Origin of the sequence: Fictibacillus nanhaiensis, from assembly GCF_023715445.1 — a bacterium.
GTDB classification, from domain to species: domain Bacteria; phylum Bacillota; class Bacilli; order Bacillales; family Fictibacillaceae; genus Fictibacillus; species Fictibacillus nanhaiensis_D.
On the sequence record NZ_JAMBOD010000001.1, the window covers coordinates 913,157 to 937,169 of the forward strand.

Annotated in this window: 25 protein-coding genes and 2 other annotated features; of the genes, 3 read left to right on the plus strand and 22 right to left on the minus strand. The window is 38.5% G+C overall.

Going from position 1 to position 24,013, the window contains the following annotated elements; all coding sequences use genetic code 11:
- Positions 1 to 40 precede the first annotated feature (40 nt).
- Positions 41 to 268 (minus strand) — a binding site (T-box leader).
- Between the two features lie 83 nt (positions 269 to 351).
- Entirely contained in the window at positions 352 to 1,116 is a 765-nt protein-coding gene (locus tag M3196_RS04745; RefSeq protein ID WP_251321075.1) for a TrmH family RNA methyltransferase, read from the minus strand.
- A 104-nt stretch (positions 1,117 to 1,220) separates the two neighbouring features.
- On the opposite strand from M3196_RS04745, the gene sspI reads away from it, so the two are divergent.
- Positions 1,221 to 1,427, plus strand: a complete 207-nt coding sequence (sspI, locus tag M3196_RS04750) for a small acid-soluble spore protein SspI (RefSeq protein ID WP_066291537.1) — start codon at positions 1,221 to 1,223, stop codon at positions 1,425 to 1,427.
- A gap of 31 nt (positions 1,428 to 1,458) precedes the next feature.
- Here sspI and M3196_RS04755 read toward each other — a convergent pair whose 3' ends face one another.
- Both M3196_RS04755 and M3196_RS04760 read right to left on the minus strand, forming a co-directional pair.
- On the minus strand, positions 1,459 to 1,953 hold the full coding sequence (locus M3196_RS04755; RefSeq protein ID WP_251321076.1) for a dUTP diphosphatase: 495 nt from the start codon (positions 1,951 to 1,953) through the stop codon (positions 1,459 to 1,461).
- A gap of 494 nt (positions 1,954 to 2,447) precedes the next feature.
- Positions 2,448 to 3,050, minus strand: a complete 603-nt coding sequence (locus tag M3196_RS04760; RefSeq protein ID WP_251321077.1) for a TVP38/TMEM64 family protein — start codon at positions 3,048 to 3,050, stop codon at positions 2,448 to 2,450.
- Between the two features lie 144 nt (positions 3,051 to 3,194).
- Here M3196_RS04760 and M3196_RS04765 point away from each other — a divergent pair, with 144 nt between their 5' ends.
- Positions 3,195 to 4,535: a cytochrome ubiquinol oxidase subunit I gene (locus M3196_RS04765; protein WP_251321078.1), complete on the plus strand. Its 1,341-nt coding sequence runs from the start codon at positions 3,195 to 3,197 to the stop codon at positions 4,533 to 4,535.
- Positions 4,536 to 4,552: 17 nt separating this feature from the next.
- Complete coding sequence (locus M3196_RS04770; protein WP_251321079.1) at positions 4,553 to 5,578, plus strand: cytochrome d ubiquinol oxidase subunit II; 1,026 nt, start codon at positions 4,553 to 4,555, stop codon at positions 5,576 to 5,578.
- Positions 5,579 to 5,583: 5 nt separating this feature from the next.
- On the opposite strand, the gene M3196_RS04775 is transcribed toward M3196_RS04770, so the two are convergent.
- From M3196_RS04775 to polA, 19 genes are all read right to left on the minus strand, one after another.
- On the minus strand, positions 5,584 to 5,835 hold the full coding sequence (locus tag M3196_RS04775; protein ID WP_251321080.1) for a DUF1294 domain-containing protein: 252 nt from the start codon (positions 5,833 to 5,835) through the stop codon (positions 5,584 to 5,586).
- A gap of 77 nt (positions 5,836 to 5,912) precedes the next feature.
- Complete coding sequence (gene rplT / locus M3196_RS04780) at positions 5,913 to 6,272, minus strand: 50S ribosomal protein L20 (RefSeq protein WP_251321081.1); 360 nt, start codon at positions 6,270 to 6,272, stop codon at positions 5,913 to 5,915.
- 39 nt (positions 6,273 to 6,311) lie between these two features.
- Positions 6,312 to 6,515, minus strand: coding sequence for a 50S ribosomal protein L35 (rpmI, locus tag M3196_RS04785; RefSeq protein ID WP_130294541.1), 204 nt, complete (start codon positions 6,513 to 6,515; stop codon positions 6,312 to 6,314).
- Between the two features lie 23 nt (positions 6,516 to 6,538).
- Positions 6,539 to 7,042: a translation initiation factor IF-3 gene (infC, locus tag M3196_RS04790; protein ID WP_077359273.1), complete on the minus strand. Its 504-nt coding sequence runs from the start codon at positions 7,040 to 7,042 to the stop codon at positions 6,539 to 6,541.
- Positions 7,043 to 7,537: 495 nt separating this feature from the next.
- Complete coding sequence (gene thrS / locus M3196_RS04795; RefSeq protein ID WP_251321082.1) at positions 7,538 to 9,445, minus strand: threonine--tRNA ligase; 1,908 nt, start codon at positions 9,443 to 9,445, stop codon at positions 7,538 to 7,540.
- Positions 9,446 to 9,493: 48 nt separating this feature from the next.
- Positions 9,494 to 9,724 (minus strand) — a binding site (T-box leader).
- A 64-nt stretch (positions 9,725 to 9,788) separates the two neighbouring features.
- Positions 9,789 to 10,658 (minus strand): sporulation protein YtxC, encoded by an 870-nt coding sequence (gene ytxC / locus M3196_RS04800; protein WP_251321083.1) that lies wholly within the window; start codon positions 10,656 to 10,658, stop codon positions 9,789 to 9,791.
- Positions 10,659 to 10,762: 104 nt separating this feature from the next.
- Positions 10,763 to 11,419 (minus strand): amino acid ABC transporter permease, encoded by a 657-nt coding sequence (locus tag M3196_RS04805; protein WP_251321084.1) that lies wholly within the window; start codon positions 11,417 to 11,419, stop codon positions 10,763 to 10,765.
- Between the two features lie 18 nt (positions 11,420 to 11,437).
- Positions 11,438 to 12,229 carry a basic amino acid ABC transporter substrate-binding protein gene (locus M3196_RS04810; RefSeq protein ID WP_251321085.1) on the minus strand — a complete coding sequence of 264 codons (792 nt, stop codon included), beginning with the start codon at positions 12,227 to 12,229 and terminating at the stop codon, positions 11,438 to 11,440.
- Positions 12,230 to 12,534: 305 nt separating this feature from the next.
- Positions 12,535 to 13,641 (minus strand): cyclic dehypoxanthinyl futalosine synthase, encoded by a 1,107-nt coding sequence (gene mqnC, locus M3196_RS04815; protein ID WP_251321086.1) that lies wholly within the window; start codon positions 13,639 to 13,641, stop codon positions 12,535 to 12,537.
- A 132-nt stretch (positions 13,642 to 13,773) separates the two neighbouring features.
- On the minus strand, positions 13,774 to 14,718 hold the full coding sequence (gene dnaI, locus M3196_RS04820; protein ID WP_251321087.1) for a primosomal protein DnaI: 945 nt from the start codon (positions 14,716 to 14,718) through the stop codon (positions 13,774 to 13,776).
- A gap of 12 nt (positions 14,719 to 14,730) precedes the next feature.
- Positions 14,731 to 16,113 carry a replication initiation and membrane attachment family protein gene (locus M3196_RS04825; RefSeq protein WP_251321088.1) on the minus strand — a complete coding sequence of 461 codons (1,383 nt, stop codon included), beginning with the start codon at positions 16,111 to 16,113 and terminating at the stop codon, positions 14,731 to 14,733.
- Between the two features lie 90 nt (positions 16,114 to 16,203).
- Positions 16,204 to 16,665, minus strand: a complete 462-nt coding sequence (gene nrdR / locus M3196_RS04830) for a transcriptional regulator NrdR (RefSeq protein WP_251321089.1) — start codon at positions 16,663 to 16,665, stop codon at positions 16,204 to 16,206.
- 72 nt (positions 16,666 to 16,737) lie between these two features.
- The gene (locus M3196_RS04835) at positions 16,738 to 17,133 is read right to left on the minus strand and encodes a cytosolic protein (RefSeq protein WP_251321090.1); all 396 of its coding nucleotides are present in this window, start codon (positions 17,131 to 17,133) and stop codon (positions 16,738 to 16,740) included.
- A 104-nt stretch (positions 17,134 to 17,237) separates the two neighbouring features.
- On the minus strand, positions 17,238 to 17,621 hold the full coding sequence (gene speD / locus M3196_RS04840; RefSeq protein WP_251321091.1) for an adenosylmethionine decarboxylase: 384 nt from the start codon (positions 17,619 to 17,621) through the stop codon (positions 17,238 to 17,240).
- 281 nt (positions 17,622 to 17,902) lie between these two features.
- Positions 17,903 to 18,946 carry a glyceraldehyde-3-phosphate dehydrogenase gene (locus M3196_RS04845; protein WP_251321092.1) on the minus strand — a complete coding sequence of 348 codons (1,044 nt, stop codon included), beginning with the start codon at positions 18,944 to 18,946 and terminating at the stop codon, positions 17,903 to 17,905.
- Positions 18,947 to 19,085: 139 nt separating this feature from the next.
- The gene (gene coaE, locus M3196_RS04850) at positions 19,086 to 19,691 is read right to left on the minus strand and encodes a dephospho-CoA kinase (RefSeq protein WP_251321093.1); all 606 of its coding nucleotides are present in this window, start codon (positions 19,689 to 19,691) and stop codon (positions 19,086 to 19,088) included.
- 14 nt (positions 19,692 to 19,705) lie between these two features.
- Positions 19,706 to 20,338, minus strand: coding sequence for a sporulation membrane protein YtaF (gene ytaF / locus M3196_RS04855; protein WP_251321094.1), 633 nt, complete (start codon positions 20,336 to 20,338; stop codon positions 19,706 to 19,708).
- Between the two features lie 60 nt (positions 20,339 to 20,398).
- Positions 20,399 to 21,220, minus strand: a complete 822-nt coding sequence (gene mutM / locus M3196_RS04860) for a DNA-formamidopyrimidine glycosylase (RefSeq protein WP_251321095.1) — start codon at positions 21,218 to 21,220, stop codon at positions 20,399 to 20,401.
- A gap of 60 nt (positions 21,221 to 21,280) precedes the next feature.
- Positions 21,281 to 23,923 (minus strand): DNA polymerase I, encoded by a 2,643-nt coding sequence (gene polA / locus M3196_RS04865; protein WP_251321096.1) that lies wholly within the window; start codon positions 23,921 to 23,923, stop codon positions 21,281 to 21,283.
- Positions 23,924 to 24,013: the final 90 nt, after the last annotated feature.

Below are 24,013 nucleotides of genomic sequence, written 5' to 3' on the forward strand. Positions count from 1 at the left end.
ATTTACAGAGCTAATAAAAAATATAAAAACTCCTCATCCAATAAGGGACGAGGAGTTCGCGGTACCACCCAATTTAACAATGATAAAAAATACACTGTTCACTTCATTTTAATAACGGCTCTTCACCGGCCATCCCTACTAAAAAATTGTTCAAGTGGCAACTCAGGAGTGAATTCAATAATACCTACCAAAGAAATGCTCGCAGTCCAGGACATTTCCTCCCTTCTTGGCGGAATCATTACCTACTTTTCTCCATCTTTGTTTTTTCATTTATTCATTTTCATCTTTCTACATTATATATGAAAAAAATCAGTAATTGCAACGTATCTCAATCAAAAACTCAATAAACTTTTATCTTTTTCGCTGCAGTTCATATAAAAGAATACCTGTTGCAACGGATACATTGAGGGATTCCGCCTGACCAAAAATGGGGATCTTCACATTCATTTCCGATTCATCTTGAAGCATTTGCTGTACGCCTTGACCCTCATTGCCTACAATCAGCGCAAATCCGCTCATTTCTGGAATTTCTCTCATGTCGAGAGCATCTTGCAGGGATGTAGAAATTACAGGCACAGCTGCATCCTTACATTCAGCAATTACTTCTATTAAATCCGCTTTTACAATTGGCAGGTGGAAAAGTGAACCTTGAGTAGAACGAACCGTTTTCCCATTATAAAGGTCAGCTGTCCCTTCTCCTAAAAATACCCCATCGAGCCCTGCACTGTCAGCCGTTCGTATGATCGTCCCAAGATTCCCTGGATCTTGAACACCATCAATCAGCAGATAACGTCCTTTATTTTTAATAAGCTCATCGGTCTGATCCATCATTTCACACACAGCAATGATACCTTGTGGTTTCTCCGTTTCAGAAAGTTGTTTCATTAGCTTTGAAGGAACAGACCACAATGTGAATTTTTGGTTTAGCCAATCATCTTTAATTTGAAAGTTCTCTTCAATGATTACATGCTGAAGTTTAACCCCTGAAGAAATGGCCTCTTCGATCAAATGCGGACCTTCCAATAAAAATGTACGCGTTTTTTCTCTTTCTTTTTTTGTATGCAGTTTTTTCCATTGCTTTAAGGAAGCATTGGACTCGGATTCGATGTGCTTCATACTTAGTACTCCTTTAAATCATAAAAATTTATTATTTTTTTCATAAAACACGTTCAGAACGTACACAATAAAAAAAGAAAACAATTAATAGAGGTGCTTATCTAATGAATCTTGATCTAAGAAAAGCTGTATTGCATAACGTTACTGGCAACAACAAAGAACAATTGCAAGATACGATTGTAGATGCTATCGAAAGCGGAGAAGAAAAAATGCTCCCTGGTCTTGGTGTCCTTTTTGAAGTAATCTGGAAAAATTCAGACGAGCAAAAGAAAGAAGAAATCCTAACAACCTTATCAAACGGCTTAAAATAAAACCCGGTTATTTTCTGGGTTTTATTTTTTATTAATATCCAATGTCTTGACGCTCATGGTTTACGGCGTTTTTATCTAGATATGCCGTTTCAATCTCATCAAATGAAAACGCGAGCTTCACACCTAAACATAAGAACTCTTCAAAAAATAATGTAAACTCTTCTGCTGATAAAGGCTTAGCACCCAATTGATATAGTGAAAGAAATAATTCATTTATTTCTAGCTTGTCCATTTTTTGCTGCAGTTTAACCTCGTCAAGTATTTTCACTTCAGTAAATGACAATTCAAGGCCAATCGACAGGACAAAATGCAACCCGTCGACATATTCTTCTAAAATGATTTCTTTTTCAGATGCCGGACGTTTGCTCCAATATTTAAAGCATCTTGTTTCATTGGCAAGTTCCCCAAGCTCAACAAGAAATGCCAGTCTTCTCTGCTTGGATAAGTTTACATCTTCTAGTCTATGTTCTTTTACAATTCGTGTGTTTAGATCATTTTGCATTGCAAAAAGTCTTTTTATATTCATCCTTGATCCCCTGCCTTTCATTCCTTAGCTATTATAACGCATTTCATAAAATAAGGCTGATTTGTTTGCTATTATAAGCAGTTGATTCCCGCTCCAGGTTGCTCGCTTTCCGCGAGGGGTAAGGTGAGCCTCGGTGAAAGATATAAAGTGCTGCTCCTGCGTCTACAAGAAAATTCTGCCGAAGTCAGCTTCCTCGTCGCATGTTTGTCGAGAAGAATAATCAGGAGTAGCTGGTGCTCCTGCGTCTACAAGAAAAACACAGCGAAGCGAGCTTCCTCGTCGTATGCCTTTCGAGAAGAATATTCAGGTAGCAGGCACGCTGCTCCCGCAGGACAAGGAAAGCTTCGACAGCGTTACATCGCACGAAGAAAATGTGATTTTTCATTTTCGAGGAGTCTCACACTTTAAGCTTCTATCAACTTTTCAACGAAGGGCAAACAAAAAACGAATCAAAAACAACATTCTTTTAGAAAAGAACCTAAAAAAAGCATGCCTTATGCAGGCATGCGCTGCTTTTCTCTTTTTCCTGGCTCATCCTCAAAGAATTCACTCCATTTTATTACCCATTCTTTCCTTCTTAATAAATAGAACAATACGGATAGTACAGTTAATAGGATGACGGATGTCAATAAAGATAAAGAGAGTATGATCGATCCAAATGAAGAGTAGAAAATGGCAATGGGTATATTCGATATCACACTTGCCTTTGTGTATTCTCTGAAGTTTGAAGACATCTCAATTAAACAAAGACTTAACAGATGAAAATGCATAAAGGGTATTAATTTTAAAATAGCAATCTGTCCTACTGAAAAAGGCATTCTTTTTCCGATCCACTTTTTTTGAATTTTTTTTATTTTCCTCATAAGCTTCGGCATACTTTTTATTCCCCAATAAAAGAGAACACTCGACATTGTGATTCCGATTACAGAATAGAAAGCACCAGCCACCGCTCCAAACAATACCCCTCCTGCTAGACAAATCAAACCGACTGGCAGAAAGAAAAACTGTCTGAACGCATGCAATAAGATAAACAGTAAAGGGGCAAAAATACCGGTAAACTTTAGTACTTCAATGTAAACACTAGTATCCTCTAACACGCTGCACTCCCCCTTTAAGTCAACATATGACATAAGACGAGCACTGTATGACAATTTTATCAGCGTGAATAAACCCTTATTCTTTTTGACACCTTAAACATAGATTGTTTGTTTACATAGTTGTATTTTTTAGGAGGAATCGGCATGGACACAGTTATACTTGCGAGAGCGTTTTTTGGCACATCACTCGGTTTTCATATTATTTTTGCTACACTCGGTGTTGGTCTTCCTTTAATGATTGTAATCGCAGAAATCATCCACCAGGTAAAAGGAGATAATGATTATGCCATTATGGCAAAACGCTGGACAAAGGCGTTTGCTGTGCTATTAGGTGTTGCCATTCCCTCCGGAACAATTGTCGGTGTCCAGCTTTCCTTGCTATGGCCAGGATTTATGGAGATTGTCGGAAAAGTAATCTCGCTTCCTTTCCAGATTGAAATCTTTGCTTTTTTCTTAGAAGCACTTTTTATGTCAATCTATGTTTATGCCGCTGACAGACTCCCCAGGTATTTCCGTCTAATTTCGGTATTTTTTGTTGCATTTGGAGCCGTAGCCTCCGCCATTCTTATTACAGCGGTAAACACGTGGATGAATACGCCCGACGGATTTAAGATTAAGCCGGATGGAACGATTTATGATGTCCATCCCTGGGATGCTTTTTTCAACCCGAGCTTTGTTTCTTCTGCCTTCCACGTAGCGATTACCGCTTACATGACAGGTGCGTTCGCTGTAGCTTCAGTAGCGGCATTTAAACTATTAAAAAAGCGGTCAGACAGAGAACGTTCCTATCATCTGAAGAGTTTGTTCATGTCACTTGCCGTTGCATTTGTTATGAGTTTCGTTTCTGCCTTATCAGGTCATCACTCAGCGCAGATTCTGCACCAGTATTCTCCGGAGAAACTTGCAGCTGCCGAAGGATTATTTGAAACACAGAGATATGCACCTCTTGCCATAGGGGGCTACACAGATCCGGAAACTGAAGAAGTGAAGTATGGCATAGAGATTCCATGGGCTTTAAGCTGGCTTGCAGCCGGAAAGTTTGATACTGAAGTAAAAGGTTTATACGAGTTTCCGCGTGAAACATGGCCCCCTTTTTACGTGCATACTTTATTTAATTTAATGGTTGGAATCGGAACCCTATTATTAGGGCTTGCCGGAATCACATTGCTATATTGGTGGTTCTTTATTAAGAAAAGAGGCAAGCCTTTCCCGAAATGGCTGCTCTGGTCTCTTGTCTTATCGGGACCGCTTTCGATGCTTGGAATTGAGTTCGGCTGGGTTTTCAGCTGCAGCGGCAGACAGCCCTGGACCATTTATAGAGTACAGACTACCGCAGAAGCTGCCACTAGGAATGAAAATCTCGGAATACTTTTCCTCATGTTTTTACTTTTGTATGCTCTATTGAGTGTTCTGACGATTTTAATATTGACCGCTTATTTCAAACGCAATCCTGTGTCTAAAGATATGGATAAAATCTATGGATAGGAAGGGGGAAACAGAGTATGAGTGAAGAGGTACTTGCCATTTTAATCATGTGGAGTTTCATTTTTGTCTATAGTATTTTTGGCTCGATTGATTTCGGCGCAGGGTTTTGGGCTATGGTTTTTAACAATCACAAAACAATGGCAGGAAAGATTGCGAACCGGTTTCTTTCCCCGACATGGGAAATAACAAATACGTTCCTCGTTCTGCTAGTTGTTGCATTCGTAGGGTTTTTTCCAAAAGGGGCTTATACACTTGGTACAGTTATGCTTGTCCCTGTTTCGCTGATCTTGTTTTTCCTGGCTATACGAAGTGCTTTTATGGTGTTTTCTTATTCTGTGCAAGGGTACAGGAAGACGATGTTTTTTATTTCAGGAATATCAGGATTATTAATTCCGTCCTTGCTGATTGCTGTCCTGCCTATTTCTCAAGGGGGATTTATCAGTATTGATGGTGAAACCCAAAACCTTTTATTAGGAAAGCTTTTTTCTAGCCCTACTTTATATCTGTATGTGTTATTCGGACTGACTTCTGAGCTGTACCTTTCTTCCCTTTTTTTAGCAGACTATTCTCGTGTTTCAAAAAAAGAAGATGCCTTTCGTCTCTATCGCAGCAATGCCATAATACTTGGACCGCTTACATTGTTATCCGCTTTGCTCACTCTTTTATTTATGGCGCCAGAAGCTGCCTGGCTGGTAGATAATCTTTTAGACCAGAAGATATGGTTCATATTGTCTATCTTAGCGTTTGGTTTCGCTTATGGATCACTCTGGTGGCCAAAACAAAACCGCCCAGGTCATGGACGGCCAAGATTCACCTTGCTTTTGACAGTATTACAATATGGACTGGCAAGTGTAGGATATGGATTGGCCCACCTGCCATATATCGTCTATCCCGATCTAACCATCTATGAGGCGTTCACTGCGACTGAAACTTTTTATTCATTGATGATTATGTATATAATAGGTCTCGCCATATTAGCACCAGGGTTCTATATTTTCTGGAGACTCTTTTTAAAAGACAAACGATATTTGCAGCAGGATTAATGAACTTACAAAAACCACCCTGTCAAAATCGTAATAAAAATACTCAATACAGGCAATCCGTTGCGAAATGACGGGTGCTTTGTTTTGTGGCGGAATCTCTTCATTGCGAGCCACATACCAGGAGCTCCTCCAATGAAAGCAAGCATCCATAACCTAGACTCAGGCGTTCGCCACTTTCCTTCTTTTGCATAGAACTTGTCTTTTTTCATGACGAAGTAAGCAACAGTATTCATAATGATTAAATATAAAATTAACACCTTTTTCCTTTTCCTTTCAAAATGTAAAAAAGATCATCTCCATCAAATGAGGAAATGATCTTTTCTTTTAGTCAAATTTACGCTTTTAGGCTTTCTTTTGCTTTTGAAGCCAATTCAGCGAAAGCATTTTCGTCTGTAATTGCGATTTCAGAAAGCATCTTACGGTTGATGTCGATACCCGCAAGTTTAAGACCGTGCATTAAACGGCTGTAAGAAAGACCATTTGTGCGTGCAGCAGCGTTGATACGAGTGATCCAAAGCTTACGGAAGTCACGCTTCTTTTGACGACGGTCACGGTAAGCATACATTAAAGATTTGAATACTTGTTGTTGTGCTACTTTAAATAATTTATGTTTAGAACCGAAATAGCCTTTAGCTAGCTTAAGAACTTTTTTACGACGACGACGTGTTACATAGCCACCTTTTACTCTTGGCATATTAAAAACCTCCTATTTTTAAATCAACTTTTCGTATGATTAACGTTTTTTGTAAGTTAACAATGTGCGGATACGCTTGTAGTCACCACTGTGAACAAGTTTAGCTTTACGAAGCTTACGCTTAGCTTTTGTAGACTTGTTAGCAAACAAGTGACTTGTATAAGCGCGTGCACGCTTTAATTTACCTGTTCCAGTTTTTCTAAAGCGCTTTGCAGCACCTTTATGAGTTTTCATTTTAGGCATAATGGTTTCCTCCCTGGTAAAAATTATTTTTCGGCTTTAGGTGCTAGGATAAGAAACATGCTACGACCTTCCATTTTAGGGTGAGTTTCCACCGTAGAAAGATCTTCACATTCTTTCGCTAATTTCTCCAATACCGTTTTTCCGATTTGAGAATGAGTGATTGCACGTCCACGGAAACGAATACTTGCCTTTACTTTGTCGCCTTTTTCAAGGAACTTACGGGCATTTTTAAGCTTCGTATTGAAGTCGTTTTCCTCAATTGTTGGACTAAGACGAATTTCTTTAGTCGTAATGACTTTTTGATTTTTTCGTGCTTCTCGATCTTTACGCTGTTGCTCGTATTTAAACTTACCGTAGTCCATAATACGACATACTGGCGGTTTAGCAGTTGCAGCAACGAGTACAAGGTCAAGATTTGCGTTTGCCGCAAGGTCTAAAGCTTCCTGTCTTGTTTTAATGCCAAGCTGGCTTCCATCAGGACCGATTAAGCGTACCTCACGTGCACGAATGCCTTCATTGACAGACATGTCCTTACTAATAGTAAGTCACCTCCAAATTTTTTCAGTGAGTGTTAAAAACACCCAACTTGTTATTTCTGCAAATAAAAAAGCGTCGGTGCATAAATCACCCACACGTAAACCGGCTATGTACTTAATGACATGCCTGAATTCCATCTACCCATCAACAGCCAGTCCGGCGTCGAATCAGGTGAGAAGCGGGTGCTCCTGCTTGTTTGATGCTTAAGCTTATTTTATTAACCTTACATACTATAACATATTGGCGTGAAATGTGTCAAACAACGAATGTAATAAGCAACGAAATTAATTTTACTTCGTTCTTAGAGGTAATGCAAGAGTTTTTTATCAGAAATTTAGTTGCCAGTTTGTACCGTTATGTAATCTGTTAACTTTCACAATTAAACTTTCCACTTTTCAATTTAATCTGTCCACTTCTGCTTTTTCCAAATGGTTTCATTCAAAAAAAAGAGCGGCCAGCTTTCGCCCAGTCCGCTCTCCTGCTATTTATCTCTTCTCGTTAATCTGAGCTAAAATCTTGTCTCTGAAGTCTTCATAAGAAACAGTTTCTGATTTTTGCTCACCATATTTACGAACGTTTACTGCATTATCTTCGATCTCTTTATCACCGAGAACAAGCATGTAAGGAATCTTCTTCATTTGAGCTTCACGGATCTTATAACCCATCTTCTCGTTTCTAGTATCGATTTCAACACGTACTGCGTGTTCTTTCAAGTCTTCTTGAAGCTTAAACGCATATTCGTTATGAACATCAGATACAGGGATTAGCTTCACTTGAACTGGAGCCAGCCAAGTTGGGAATGCGCCAGCAAAGTGTTCTACTAAGATTCCTAAGAAACGGTCAATCGAGCCGTATATTGCACGGTGAATAACAACTGGACGAACCTTTTGGTTGTTTTCATCTACATAAGTAAGATCGAATTTCTCTGGCATTTGGAAATCAAGCTGAATTGTTGCACACTGATGGCTTCTCTTAAGCGCATCTTTAATGTGGAAGTCAATCTTCGGACCATAGAATGCTCCATCTCCTTCGTTAAGGTGATAGTTCATGCCTAGATCTTCCAATACATTCTTCAGTGCCCCTTCAGCTTGCTCCCATAGACGATCATCACCCATAGAATCCTCTGGACGAGTTGATAGCTCTACAGAATATTCGAAACCAAATGTGCTGTAGATCTTATCAACTAATTTAAATACGTTCTTAATTTCACTTTCAATTTGCTGAGGTGTTACAAAAATATGTGCATCATCCTGACAGAATGTACGTACACGGATCATACCGTTCAGCGCGCCGCTGTACTCATGACGGTGAACCTGACCAAACTCAGCCATACGGACAGGAAGGTCTCTATATGAGTGAAGCTTATTTTTAAAGATAAGCATGTGACCTGGGCAGTTCATCGGTTTCATCGCGAACTTTGTATCATCTACTTCAGAGAAATACATGTTTTCGTGATAGTGATCCCAGTGGCCTGATTGCTCCCAAAGACGCTGGTTCATCATAAATGGTGTACGCACTTCATCATAGTCAACTTGACGCTGCAGTTCGCGAGAGAAGTTCTCAAGCTCTGTACGAATTGTTTGGCCGTTTGGAAGATAAAAAGGCATACCTGGCGCTTCTTCAGAGAACATGAATAGCTCTAATTCTTTTCCTAGTTTACGGTGGTCGCGTTTTTGTGCTTCTTCAATGAAGTGCAGGTACTCATCTAAATCTTTTTGGCTTAAGAACGCAGCACCATAAATACGCTGAAGCATTTGGTTATCGCTGTCTCCGCGCCAGTAAGCACCTGAGATGCTCATAAGTTTATATGCTTTGATCTTCCCAGTAGATGGAACGTGCGGTCCGCGGCAGAGGTCAAAAAACTCGCCTTGCTCATAGATCGTGATTTTCTCTCCTTCTGGAAGGTCGCGGATCAGTTCAAGCTTCAGGTGATCGTTTAATTTGTCATAAATTTCAAGAGCTTCTTCTCTAGTTACTTCTTTGCGAACGATCGGAAGATTCTCATTTACAATCTTTTTCATTTCTTTTTCGATCGCGGGAAGGTCTTCTGGAGTTAGATTGTGAGACATATCCACATCGTAATAAAAACCGTTATCGATCACTGGACCGATTCCAAGCTTCACATCTGGATACAAACGCTTTAGGGCTTGAGCAAGCAAGTGAGCGTTTGAGTGTCTTGTCATCTCCAGACCTTCTTGTGAATCCTGCATCACGATTTCGATAGATGCATCTTCTTCAATTGGACGTGAAAAATCATACAATTGACCGTTAACTTTACCTGCAACAGCCTTTTTCTTTAAGCTTGGGCTGATACTTTCAGCAACTTGTTCTGAAGTAATGCCTTTTGGAAATTCCTTTACCGATCCGTCTGGGAATGTAATTGAAACTGACATAAAAACATCTCCTTTTAGTAATATAAAACAAAAAACACCCGTCCCTAAAGAAGGGACGAGTGATAATCTCGTGGTTCCACCCTTGTTCCGCAAATACAAATAAATACTTTGCGGCACTCGGACAGGATAACGGACTGCTGCCGTCAGCGATTACTCATTATTTTTCACCGCTGAAGTTCCAAGGTGGTAAAGCAATTTTCCGTGTTAGGAAGTTTTCAGCCGTGACTTCCCTCTCTAAAAACCGTAAAAGCTGCTTCATGTCCTTATCAATACTGTTGAATCATAAAATTATAAACTTATTATATGCAGTCCCTTTTCAAAAAGCAAGGGGGCCGATGACAGTTTATGACTTTTTTTTATGCGGATATCGATTGTCTTTAAAAGACATTTTTTCAATAGGTGCAATCGAAACCTTTTCCTGGAATATATTTTTAACAGTCTGAATAAGAGGATGATCAACATCATACGAATAAATTTGAACTGATGAAGGCGCTAATCCGATCAGTGGGCCCAGCAGCCGTTCATCAAGATTTACCGCATTTGTCAGCTTCATTGCTTTTTCATGCATATTCCTTATTTCGCTTTTTGATAGCTGATTTTGGTTTTCATCAAAAATAACTACATTCTCATAATCAAAGATAACAACAATTTCATTTTTCAAAATAGATTTTTGTTTTGATAAACAAGTACGGAGCCGTTCAACAAACATTTGATATTCAAGCTCTAATTTATATTCGTCAATTGCACATTCAACAACTTTTAATAAAGCTGCCAAGTATTCTTTAAGCCGAAACTTTAAAAATGCTTCAAATTCTAAGAAGTCTGTCTTATCTAAAAAAATGGAACGCCACTGGGTGCGTATAAGTTCATTCAGTTTCGGTAGATGTTTAACCTCTGGTATTCCTTCAATCTCTCCTGAAATAATACTTTTTGATATAGAAAATATTTCTTTTTGTTCAGTGGAATCACTATAAAAAAACGCATGTTCAATCATTTCCTTTAAACAAATATCTTCTACCTTATTCCTTGTAAACTCTGTTAGCACATCCAGAATGAATTCTTTATCTTCTTGTATGTGCAGTTCAAGAATTTTTGAAGAAGCGTCAGATAATTTGGCAAAGGAAGGGTTTATTTTATATTTTACTGCCGTCTTGATCATATTTTTTAGGACGGCGATTCCGTCAGACGGGTGTGAAAAAACAATCGTGACCAAGCAAGTCCCCCCCATATAAAATCTCAATGATACAATATATGGGACCAGGTAATAAAAAATGTTACTTATACAGTGAAAAAACAACCCGGAAAATACCGGGTTGTTTAATCATAAACAAATTTCCGTTCGATTTTAGAAAGAATGTAAGCCATGCCCAGAGTCAGGATTAAATACATTAAAGCTGCTGTCATATATGGTTCCCATGGACGATAATACTGTCCCATCATTGCACGGGCATAATACATCAACTCAGGTGTAGCAATGATTGAAACGAGTGAAGAATCTTTTATCAATACTATAAATTCGTTTCCAAGCGGTGGAATCATTCTTCTTGAAGCTTGAGGAAGAATAACATGTTTCATAGCTTGTACATGATTCATCCCTAATGACCTTGCAGCTTCCATCTGCCCTTTATCAATAGATTGGATTCCAGCCCGAAATATTTCTGCAATGTATGCTGCAGCATTTAAAGACAATGCTAGAACACTGGAAATAAAAACATTTGGCGGTTTCATTATCAGCGGCATTAGAGCTGAATGGATCAATAATATCTGCACGAGTAAAGGAGTTCCCCGGAAGAAACTGATATACCAGTTACAAGGCAAGTTAATGAGCGGATTTTTAACCATTTTTCCTAATCCGATAAACAACCCCAATATCGTTCCAAACAATATGGCAAGAAGTGAGAGCTGAATCGTTACCCATGTCCCTTTTAAAAACAGGGGCATGTAATTCCCTATGATTTGTAAAGAATAATCCATGCAGGCCTCCAGAGAGTATTATTGTTTCAATGTTTCTACATTCGGTTCTTCACCAAACCATTTTTTATAGATTTCAGCATACTTGCCGTCTTCAATCACTTTTTTCAGAGCTTTATTGATTTCTTCTTGGTGCTCACCATCTTTTGGAAAAATAATCCCATAGAACTCACTTTCGAAATTCTCTTTATCAGTAATCGCAACTAGCTTTTTGTCAGGGTTGTTCTTTGCATACTCCTGAACAACTGCATTATCAGCAACGACAGCTTCTACTTCGCCATTTAATAAAGCCTGTATGGCTAATGTATTATTATCGAACTTCTTAATATTTTCACTGGCTCCAAACATTTTCTCTAGAGCTTCCTGACCAGTCGTACCATTTTGTACACTGACTTTTTTGCCTTCTAGATCTTTTGCACTTTTAATGGACGTACCTTCTTTAGCAAGGATCATATTAATAGATTCAAAATACGGTGATGAGAAGTCATACGTTTTCTTTCTCTCATCATTTATTGTAATGGCAGAGATTCCTGCATCCACCTCTTCATTTTGAAGAGCAATAAATAACGGCTCCCAGCCTGTGTTCTTCATTTCATACTCAAGACCCGCTTCCTTCAACACCGCATCTAGCAGATCCACATCAAATCCAACGATCTTGTCCCCATCCAAAGACTCAAAAGGGGCGTATGCAGCATCTGTTCCGATAGTCAGTTTTTCTTTAGACCCCGATCCGGAATCTGTACTTCCGCAAGCTACAAGGAACGCTGCAGAAAGTCCAATCATTCCTACTTTTAATTTTTGTTTTAAATTCATTGTTTGTTTCCCCCTTATTCTAAATACTCTTATATTATACACAAATTTTTTAATTTAAGGAAAATTCAAAAAATATTTTTTATAGAAAAAGATCCCAAAAAACGGGATCTCAGTTTATTAAAACGATTAAATTCTGCAGATTTCCAATGGGCAACCTTCACAGCTGCAAGCTGTTTTTCAATACTCTAAGTCTGTAATCTTTATATTTCCTTGCCTGGTCGTTTATCAATGGTTAAAAGGCTATATTTTCTTAAAGCGTAAAAAAACCTGACACACATTTACTTGTTGGTGTCAGGTAGTCATCATCAATTTTGCATTACAAAATCTTTTTCCGCGTTTTCTTTATCCTGGAAAACCCGAAGAATCTCATACTTCGTATTACGCTGTGCGGGGATTTTTCCAGCTTCTCGAATAAGACGCAATGTTAAATTGGTATTTACTTTATGTGTTGTTCCTGCGGCTGATACTACATTCTCTTCCATCATCGTGCTTCCAAAATCATTGCATCCATAATGAAGTGATTTTTTACCGACTTCTGGTCCCATTGTAACCCAGGAGGATTGGAAGTTTGGAATATTGTCTAAGAATATACGTGATATCGCTACGTTCTTCAAATATTCTCGCGGTGTTGTTTTTTCCGCTTTCATATTTGTGTTATCCGGCTGGAATGTCCATGAAATAAAAGCAAGGAAACAATTGGTTTCATCTTGAGCATCACGAACTCTTTGCAAGTGCAATGCTCTTTCTTCAAATGTTTCACCAAAGCCAATTACCATTGTAGCCGTAGAATGCAAGCCGACTTTTTTTGCGGTTTTCATACATTCAATCCACTCAGTCCATGAACCTTTTAATCTGCTTATCTTCTTACGTGTACGATCATCAAGAATCTCTGCCCCTCCACCAGGAAGTGAGTCAAGACCCGCTTCTTTTAACTCGCGAAGCACTTCTTCAAGAGATAAGCCGGATACCTCAACCATTTTCCATATTTCTGCCGGTGAGAAAGAATGCATGGTAATATCAAACCGCTTTTTAATCTCTCTCAAAAGGTCTGTATAGTAGCTGAACGGCAGATTAGGGTTTGTTCCGCCTTGCATTAAAATTTCTGTACCGCCCACGTCTACAGTTTCTTGGATCTTCTGGAAAATCACTTCATCATCCAGTACATATCCTTCTTCACTTCCCGGCGGGCGATAAAAGGCACAAAATCTGCAGTATGTATCACAGAAATTTGTATAGTTTACATTTCGTCCAATAACAAAAGTGGTAACAGGTTCTGGATGCCACCTTTTCATGATGATGTCTGCCACTTCTCCCATGCGTTCTACTTCATTACTTTCATAAAGTTTAACGGCATCTTCTACCGATAAACGTTCGCCATCCAATGCTTTTTGTAAAATAGATTCAATACTCATCGGTAACCTCCGAATCGAATTTCTTATGTACTTATCCTATCATATTTTGAAACAAGACACAGCTTTGTACAAGAAAGAAAGAGAATAAACCCTAAAAAAAAGATCCTGCCCCGTTTTAGGAGCAGAACTCACTTAGAATTCTTCTCTGAAATTCTTATTGCCGCCCATAAACACAGGAGAACTTAAGTGCTTAATACGCTCCATAATTCTTAGAGCCTTTACTTCATCAACTCCGCCCTTTTGTGAATAAGATAAATGCTGCTGCAGCATATCATAGTCACAATTTGAGGTGTAAAGAGTCGGAAGCTTTTCCATCATTCTGTATTGAAGGATGACTCCAAGAATCTCATCTCGAACCCAGTTTGTCATGTTTTCTGCGCCGACATCATCAAGCATTAGTACAGGAACTGTTTTTAATAGTTCCATTTTAGAATCAAAACTCCCATCAGAAAGGGATTGTTTCATCTCTCTTAAAAATTCAGGAGTATGAACCATGAGTGAGTGAATACCCTTTTCAGCTAGCCCATTTGCGATTGCTCCAAGCAGATAAGTTTTGCCTACACCGAATTTCCCATAAAAGTAAATACCTTTTACTTGTTGGTTCGTTCCTGCCATCTGTACAAATTCATACGCTTTTGAAATGGCATTGCGTCTTGTATCATCGATGCTATGTTTATAAAGACGGTCAAATGTAGCGCCAAGTATTTCTTTTGGAATAAAATAGCTCTTAATAAGGGATGCCATCGATTTTTTCTGTTCATCATGTACTTTCAGTTCACATGGCTTATACCTTAATTCAACAGTCTGTCTGACTCGTGTAAGTTCAGATCGATACCCTTGCATCAAGTTGGGACACTTTTCTAATCCAGGACAGCGGCTGCATGCCTGCTGTTCATTTTTAAACGTATAAAAACTCGATAGCAGCTTTTCTGCATGGGTATCTGAAATGTCAGGGTTCTCTCTTAAAAAACGCATCACGTTTGGATCTGTAAGGACTTGCTGTTTCATTAAATCATATTTTTCCTGAAATTTTTCAAATCCCGGCATCTGCTTAACAGATTCCTTTATTGATTCCACGTTCATCCCCCCTTATTTCGAATTATTTAATAGGCTCTCCAGCCATTTGCGGTTTTCATCTTCACTTGCATTCGTTTCTTGATTGCCATTAGCATTGTTTGTTTCCGGCCTTAGCCACTCCGGAACAGATACATTGGGCTTTGGTTTACCGTTATAGTATCCTGCCTTTGATGTCTTTTTCTCTTGCCATTCTTTTGATTTTCTTTTTTCTTCACGAGCAAGAGCCATTGCCTCAGGCACTGTTTGAACTTTTTTACGTGCCCAATGGGAAGATATACGCTCTATCAAACCTTTAGCTAGCTTCATATCATTACCGGACAAAACATAATCCAATAGAACATTAGTTACACCCGGTGTTAGATTCTGATCAAGTATACAATAGGCAACAAGCTTCAAATCTACTTCTGAAGGGATTGTGCCGCTGTAATCCTCTAATAACTGGTACGGTGAAACCTCTTCAAAATATTTAATCAGTTCTTCTTCTTTGGATTGAGGAGTCATTCCCTGAAGCGCCTTTAGGTGAACAGGCTGTGTTCTTAAGGCAAGCACAGGAAGACCTTCTTCGTGTTCAAAACGATACCATTTTTGTATTTCTCGGCGCAAATTTTCTTCGTTTATTTCTCCTGTTGAATAATAAACGTTCTGAATTTGCCTGCTCATATCCATTGGTTCAAGCTGATAAATGTAAGCAAGTTTATAAATTGATTCCTTCAGTTTAGGAGTCAGCACTTCCTTAGGTACTACAAATGTTGATATTTGGTTTACCATCGCTTCGAAATCAAATGAAGCCTCACTTAATGTTACTTTGCCTTGCACTCCTTTATCCATAAGAGACAGGTTATCGGACAAGACATTCTCATTAATTTCCGAATAGCTTTTTGATGACATTTCAGATGGGTGCAATGAAGTAAAAACATCGCTAAAAGAAGCGGTAACCTCTGTAAAGCCTGATAAATCTGCTTGCTGAACAAAAAATGATTCTCTTATTTCATTGAACTTGGCTTGTCCAAGGCGGTTAAACAAGTATATACTTAAAAATCCATCTGTAAAAAATGCTTTGGGAGACAGGGGCAATTGAAGTTCATAAATATATTCCCTTGAACTTTCCCCATCTTTTTTGAGCGTTTTTAATAAACCGATTGCTTCAAGCTTTTTTCTTCCTGATAAGATATCCTTTAAAGAAAATTGTGTCAGGTTCATAAGATGCTGATGCTTCTTAGATTGTGTGTTCATTTTAGCTTCGCACCATAAAGTCATATACAAGCTGTGCGCAAAGGCTCCTATTAATGGCTGATAAAGCAAAGTCAGCACGTTTTGATCTACTTCATGCAATAGACCTTTGCACTGGACGGAATACGTATCAACGGGCACTACTTCCTGAAAATGTACCGTCATCGTTTTCACCCTTTATATATAAAAAATTCTCTAAAACTTCTAATGGAACTAATGGAACAAAAAGAGCGTTATAGCTGTTCAACTGACGCTTTAACGCTCATCTTTGTTAATCAGTTCTTTTAATTCCTGAATAAAAACGTTAATATCTTTAAATTGACGATATACTGAAGCAAATCTAACATAGGCAACTTCGTCTGTTTTTGAGAGGTGTTCCATTACCTGCTCGCCAACAGCTGTACTTGATACCTCGGAAGCTCCGCTGTTTCGCAATTCTTTTTCAATATTATCTACTATATTTTCAAGTGTCTCTAAGGGGACAGGTCTTTTTTCACAAGCTTTGATAAGCCCTCTAAGAATCTTTTCGCGACTGAATTCTTCTCTTTCTCCGCCCTTTTTAACAATGATAAGCGGTGTTTGTTCTACCGTTTCAAATGTAGTAAATCTATAACTGCAATCTTCACATTCCCGTCTTCGGCGAATAGACCGGCCGCTATGTACAGGTCTGGAATCAAGCACTTTTGTTCCATTATGCTGGCAAGAAGGACACCTCATTGTAATCATCCCCAAAAAATTTTCTATTCTATTTCTATCTTAAAGAAAAGGGAGGTGTGTGACAAGCTATTCCTATAATTTTTCAGCCATGGATGTCCCTATAAAAGGGAGTCTTTGTTTTAAAATTTCATAAATGCTGCTTATTAGCCGCTGATTGTTTCCAAAATTGAATGGCAGTGCCGACTCAGTTGAAACATTTAGATCTACCGCTGTATGGTTGGGTCTTACAGTTACTGCAGTTATTACAATAAATGCATTTTTAGGCTGCCTTACCTCAAAAGTAGCCTCTCCCCTTTCTTCAGAAAATCCCAGCTCTCTAAAGTTAGTGTCTTCATCCAGAATTTGTTTGATAGCCTTCATAACTTCTGCTTTATTAACTTTAAAATAATGGGTTCTAAGTCTTTCGTCCAGATGTTGTTCACTCGTTTCCGCATGATTTTCCATTAGATTTTGCAGCTTTCTAAACATAACAAACCTCCAAAACGAGATAATTTGTATCGTATTATTCCCTATTTCAATGAAAATAAAAAAGAGGTGTGAATTCTCACACCCCGCTTACATTCTGTTTTTAATTATTGAGCAGTAACTTTAGATTTGGCAACGGAAATCGGACCCATTCCACGAGGAACTTCCAGATTTTCGCGTTTTTTAGCGCCTAATGCTTCTGAAATATAATCAGCAGCTACGTTAGGATCAATGCGATCTCCACACGTATAGACATCAATACTTGCATAACCATGCTCAGGAAAGCTGTGAATAGTAAGATGAGATTCAGAAATGATGACTACTCCACTTACACCGTGCGGAGCAAATTTATGAAAAGCAACCTCACGAATTTCTGCACCTGCTTTTAATGCAGCATCTACGAAAGTCTCTTCAATAAATTTCATATCATTTAGTTTTTTAGAATCACAACCCCATAACTCAGCAATAACGTGTCTTCCCATTGTATCCATTAGCATAGTCCCCCTTTTAAAAATAATCATGCCTTCAAGCATGCGGTATCGAACATCTACCACGGGGGCAAGTTAGTCCAAAGAGGTCCTAACCCTTTAAGTAGCATTCAATGCCTTAATTTGCTTTATTTGAAGTTCACGAAACATAGTATACTTCTTTTAAAATTGATTTGCAATAATTCTTGGCAAATTTTTTTTCATTGTTTTTCAGAAAATTAAGCATAAATCTTTTCATATAAAAAAGCCGGAAATCTCCCGGCTTTAACAATTTCTATTTATGATTAAGATACAGAAGCGTTCTTTTCTACCTGAACAGTGCTGTTAATGGCAAACGCAACATGCTTCGCCAGATCAACAACTCTGCAAGAATAACCCCACTCATTGTCATACCAAGCAAGCACCTTAACTTTATTGCCATCCATCACCATTGTAGAAAGACCATCTACTATAGAAGAATTTTCATTTCCATTATAGTCGATTGAGACTAAAGGAAGATCACTGTAGCCTAAAACTCCCTGCATGGAACCTTCAGCTGCCGATTGGAAAGCGTGGTTTACTTGATCTTTTGATACAGGTGTCTTCAGTTCCACAACAACATCTACTAAAGATACATTAGGAGTAGGAACTCGAAGCGCCATTCCATTTAGTTTGCCTTCTAGATGTGGAAGAACTTTAGCAATCGCTTTTGCTGCACCTGTTGAAGTAGGAATAATGGAAGTTCCGCAGGCTCGGGCACGTCTTAAATCTTTATGCGGATTATCGATATTTTTTTGATCGTTTGTATAAGCATGAACCGTTGTCATCATACCAGATTGTACACCGAACTGGTCATCGAGCACTTTAATTACAGGTGCTAAACAATTTGTTGTACAAGAAGCATTTGAAATAATATGATGTTCTGATGGAATGTAATCGCTGTCATTTACGCCCATAACAATAGTAATATCCTCATTTTTACCTGGGGCTGTAATGATTACCTTCTTAGCGCCTGCTTCAATATGAAGACCGGCAGTTTCCTGAGATACAAATTTACCTGTTGCTTCAATTACTATATCTATACCGAGTGCACCCCAAGGAAGTACTCTCGGATCACGTGAATTAACTAAAACAACTTTTTTCCCATTAACAAAAAGGGCATCTTCTCCAGCTGCAACATCTCCAGGAAAAGTTCCATGTATGGAATCGTATTTTACCATATGAGCAAGTGTATCTGCCGGATAGCTGGCATTAACAGCTACAACCTCGAAATCATCATTCTCCATCATTTTGCGGAAGACCATTCTTCCGATTCTCCCCAAGCCATTAATTGCAATTTTTGCTTTCATGAAGCTGCTCCTTCCAATGTGTTATACTCTTTAAGGTTTCTATCTGTAATTAGTATATCATAATAGACCGCCAAAAGAACATACTTTTATTGAAATTAGGCAAAAAAGAGGCATTTATTCGTAATCAAAAAAACAGACCCTATTTAATAGAATCTGTTTTCCTGGTTTTTGTTAGAAGACTCATCAAATTTTCATATAATTGAGCTTTCGTGCCATTGTTTTCAATAACTATATCAGCTAACTTCTTTTTTTCATCGATTGGCATTTGAGATTGAATTCTTGATAAAGCCTGCTTTTCTGAATAGCCATCACGTTCCATCAATCGTTTAAGCTGTATATCTGGTTTCGTATAGATAAGCCAAGTTTGATCTACCATATGAGTTAGCTTGCTTTCAAACAATAAAGGAATATCCATAATTACAAAAGGATGACCAGCATTCAGGTATTGTTCTGCCTGCTTTTTCATTTCCAGACGAACGGCAGGATGCACAATCTTGTTTAGCATTAATCTTTTTTCGGTATCGTTAAAAATAATCTCGCCAAGCTGTACCCGATTCAATGTTTTGTCCGCATGAAGAATTTCAGTTCCAAAAAAAGCAACGATCTTTTCATATGCTTCTTTCCCAGGCATAACTACTTCTCTTGCAATAATATCTGCATCAATTACAGGTATGCCGTGTTCGCTAAAAAATAGGCTGGCAGTAGTTTTTCCAGTAGCAATTCCGCCTGTTAATCCAATAATCAATGGTTTTCCTCCTGTTACATTCTTAATAAGCCCATCACAATCAATAATATACCCGGAAGAATGGATAAGCGTTTCATCCAATTCGTTTTATTGAAAAAATATAACCCAAGAACCATCCCGCCCCATAAAAAGAGAGCACTCATAACCGCTATTGATGCTGTCGTCAACAGAGGAGACAGATCGATTAATGCAGCTCCTATTCCTGCGCCAAAAGCATCAAGAGCAAGAGCGATCCCAAGCAATACTGCTTCCCATCCGGTTATCGAACCAGACTTATCAATATCAGCCATTACTGGTTTTTTAAGAATATGAATAACGATCCCTAAAGATTTAATTTCAAATAGCACGATATTCTTTGGTTCTTTTTCAATGTTTTCTTTATCTGGTAAAAAAACCTGCCATAGAGAGTAGACTCCGATTCCTAGAAGAATCAATCCGCCTAATACTTCACCTGTTTTTTTCGTTATAAACTGTTCTAATGTAAATCCGAGCAGCATCGAAAGCAAAAATGTAACAGCTGAACATATTGCGATAATCATGATGGAGCGAAAAGGAATTTTAATGGATTTCATTCCATACGTTAATCCGGCTCCAAAACTGTCCAGGCTGACGGCCAGTGCCAGTAAAACAAATGAGTAAGCCACCATATCCCAGTACTCCTTTCAGTTAACGGTAAAAGCAGTATATGAAAGGAGTATAAAATTGGTTTATTTTTGACAGCTCCTACAAATGTGAGTTCCTCTGCCTGCAACGACCATTCTCTCAATTTCTGTTCCGCATATCCGGCAGGCTTCACTCTTTCGGCCATAAACAAATAATTTGAGCTGAAATCCTCCAGCCTCACCCATCGAATTTGTATAGGAACGAATCGTGCTTCCTCCGTGTTTTACTGATTCAGATAAGATCTCTGTAATGGCTGTTTTTAATTTTTTCAGCCTATGCAAAGAGAGTTCATTAGCAGATGTTTCCGGATGGATTTTAGCCTGAAACAACACTTCATCAACATAGATATTTCCTAAACCTGCAATGATAGTCTGATCAAGCAATACCGCTTTAACATTGCGTTTTGTTTTAGCGAATAACGTTTTTAAAAGTCCAGCTGTAAGCGAATCGGATAAAGGTTCAACTCCTAGTGTGCTTAGTGGGGGATGACTTTCTTCTGTTCCTTTCGGAAACACATGCATCGTACCGAATTTTCTTACATCCCGGTACCTGAGTTCTGTCCCATCTGTGAAAGAAAAGATAACATGATTATGTTTATCCGCAGGTTCTCCTGCATCGAACAATCCGTATTTGCCCTCCATTCTTAAGTGCGAAACAAGAGCATCCTCATTTAAATAAAAAATTAAAAATTTACCTCTGCGATACACTTGTTCAAATTTCTGGCCGTTTAATCTTAAAATAAATTCTTCTGTTTCAGGATACTTTATGATATTTTCCCAATAAATTTTTACATCTTTAATCACTTTTCCTGGCAAAAATTGATTGAGTGTATTTTTCACATTTTCTACTTCAGGTAATTCGGGCACTATTTTCACCACTCTTTAGTATGAAAAACAGCACCCCGTTCAGGGGAGCTGTTCATATATTTATTTTGCTTCAAACCATGAATCGCCCCAGCTAACGTCCACTTTTAATGGAACATCAAGCTGTACAGCCTGTTCCATTACCTCACATACAATTTCCTTCAGCTTATCAATTTCATTTTCAGGAGCTTCAAAAATCAGTTCATCATGTACCGTTAATAGCATCTTCGCTTCAAGATTTTCATCTATCAGGCGCTTGTCCATATCCACCATTGCTTTCTTGATAATATCAGCAGCTGTACCTTGAATTGGTGTATTCATAGCAGTCCGTTCAGCAAAGCTTCGAAGGTTGAAGTTTCTGCTGTTGATTTCCGGAAGGTAACGGCGTCTGTGAAGCAGCGTAGATACATATCCGTTTTGTTTGGCTTCAGCAATGCTGTCTTTCATATATGCTTGTACACCAGGAAAACTTTCTAAATAAGTTTTTATGAATTCTCCTGCTTCTTTTCTCGTTATTCCTAAGCTTTGAGATAAGCCATAATCACTGATACCATAGACGATTCCAAAATTTACAGCCTTAGCATGTCTTCGCATTTCAGAAGTAACTTCATTCTCCCCGACATTGAAAACATCCATCGCCGTTTTGGTATGAACATCCATTTCACTTTGGAAAGCTTCCATCAGATTTTCATCTTTAGAAATATGGGCTAATACCCGGAGCTCGATCTGCGAATAATCAGCAGCGAGTATTTTCCACTCAGGCTGAGAAGCAACAAATGCATGTCTGATTTTTCTTCCTGCCTCAAGACGGATCGGGATGTTCTGCAGATTAGGGTCTATCGAACTTAAACGGCCTGTCTGTGCAAGGACCTGGTTAAAACGGGTATGAATTTTTCCTGTATCCTCATGCACAACCTTTAACAAGCCTTCAATATAAGTTGATCTTAATTTACCTAACTGGCGGTAAATCAATATTTTATTGATGATTTCGTGTTTACCTTCTAATTTTTCTAATACATCAACTGAGGTTGAGTATCCTGTTTTCGTCTTCTTAATAGCAGGCAGGTTTAATTTTTCAAAAAGTATTTCACCCAGCTGTTTTGGAGAATTAATATTAAACGAAACGCCTGCAAGTTCATGAATTTCTTTTTCCAGTATAGAAAGCTGCGCTTCTAAGTCAGTACCCATTTCTCTCAGAGTGTCTGCTTTTACTTTTACGCCGATCTCTTCCATCTTCGCAAGGACGAGTGATAATGGCATCTCTAAATCATAGAAAAGATTGCTTTGTTCATTCTCTTCTAATTTCTCCGCTAATACATCACTTAACGTGTAGATTGCATGTGCTTTTCTGCTAAGGTGCTCTGCAAGAATGTCTTCTTCCGGAAGCTTTTTCTTTGCGCCCTTTCCATAAACTTTCTCATTAACGTCTACTGTTATTTTTCCATATTGCTTAGCTACATCTGCCACCTCATCTAATGATTCTGACGGGTTAAGCAGATAAGATGCTAGCTGAATGTCAAATTCAATGCCCTTTAAATCGATTCCTTGTCCTTTTAAAGCAACGTGAGCTCTTTTTGCATCAAACATTCTTTTCTTTTGGTTTTCATCTTGGAGCCAGTTTGTAAACTCTTTCGATCCTTCTGCAAGACCAGAAGAAATATAATACGTTCCGTTTTCGTTGCTGATCGCGTAGCCTTGAATATCCGCTCTGTGGTAATCTTCAGTCAGCGTTTCTACAACGAGTGAGGACGGGCTTTGCAGTATTTTTTCCTCAATGGAAGAAACGGTTTGAAAGTTCAGCTCTTCTTTTTCAGTATCCGGAAGTATGTCTTCATCTCCTCCCAGGCGTTCCAGAAGAGATTGGAAACCGAGTTCTTTGAATAACGGAAATACAGAAGAGTTTTCATATCCTTCATAGTTTGTATCCTCTAAACTTAGTTCGATAGGAGCTTCTTTAGTGATCGTAGCAAGCTCTTTACTCATTAGTGCCTGATCTTTATTTTCACTCAATCGCTCTTTTAACTTAGCTCCTGAAATGTGATCGATGGAATCCAGAACTTTTTCAATAGATCCATACTCCTTAATGAGTTTAATTGCAGTTTTTTCGCCAACACCCGGCACTCCTGGGATATTATCCGATGGATCTCCCATCAGTCCTTTCATATCGATGATTTGATCCGGGGTGATTCCATAACGCTCGTTTACTTGTTCAACCGTATAGGCTTCAACTTCAGTTATGCCTTTTCTAGTTAAAACAACTTCCACATCAGGCGTTACAAGCTGCAATAAATCTTTATCTCCCGTAAACACTTTTACGTCCCAGTCACCATCAGCAGCATGCGAGGCGAGTGTTCCGATAATATCATCTGCTTCATAATTTTCAAGCTCGTATCTTTTAATCTTAAAAGCATCTAGCAGCTGTCTGATAAAAGGAAACTGCTCAGAAAGCTCAGGCGGTGTCTTTTGACGTCCGCCTTTATATTCACCGAACGTTTTATGGCGAAAAGTAGTTTTTCCTGCATCAAACGCAACTAGCATATGTGTCGGTTTTTCATCTTCTAAAATCCTAAGAAGCATTTGAGTAAAACCATATACAGCATTTGTGTAAACACCTTTATCATTGTTTAAAAGCGGCAAGGCAAAAAACGCTCTGTATGCAATACTATTCCCATCAACCAAAACTAATTTATTTGTTTTTTTTCCCAAGTCCGTTACCTCCTGAAGGCTATTTCTCTACACTCTATTGTATCATGATGGCTAAAAGAAACAAAAATAGAAAGGACACACATAAAGGTT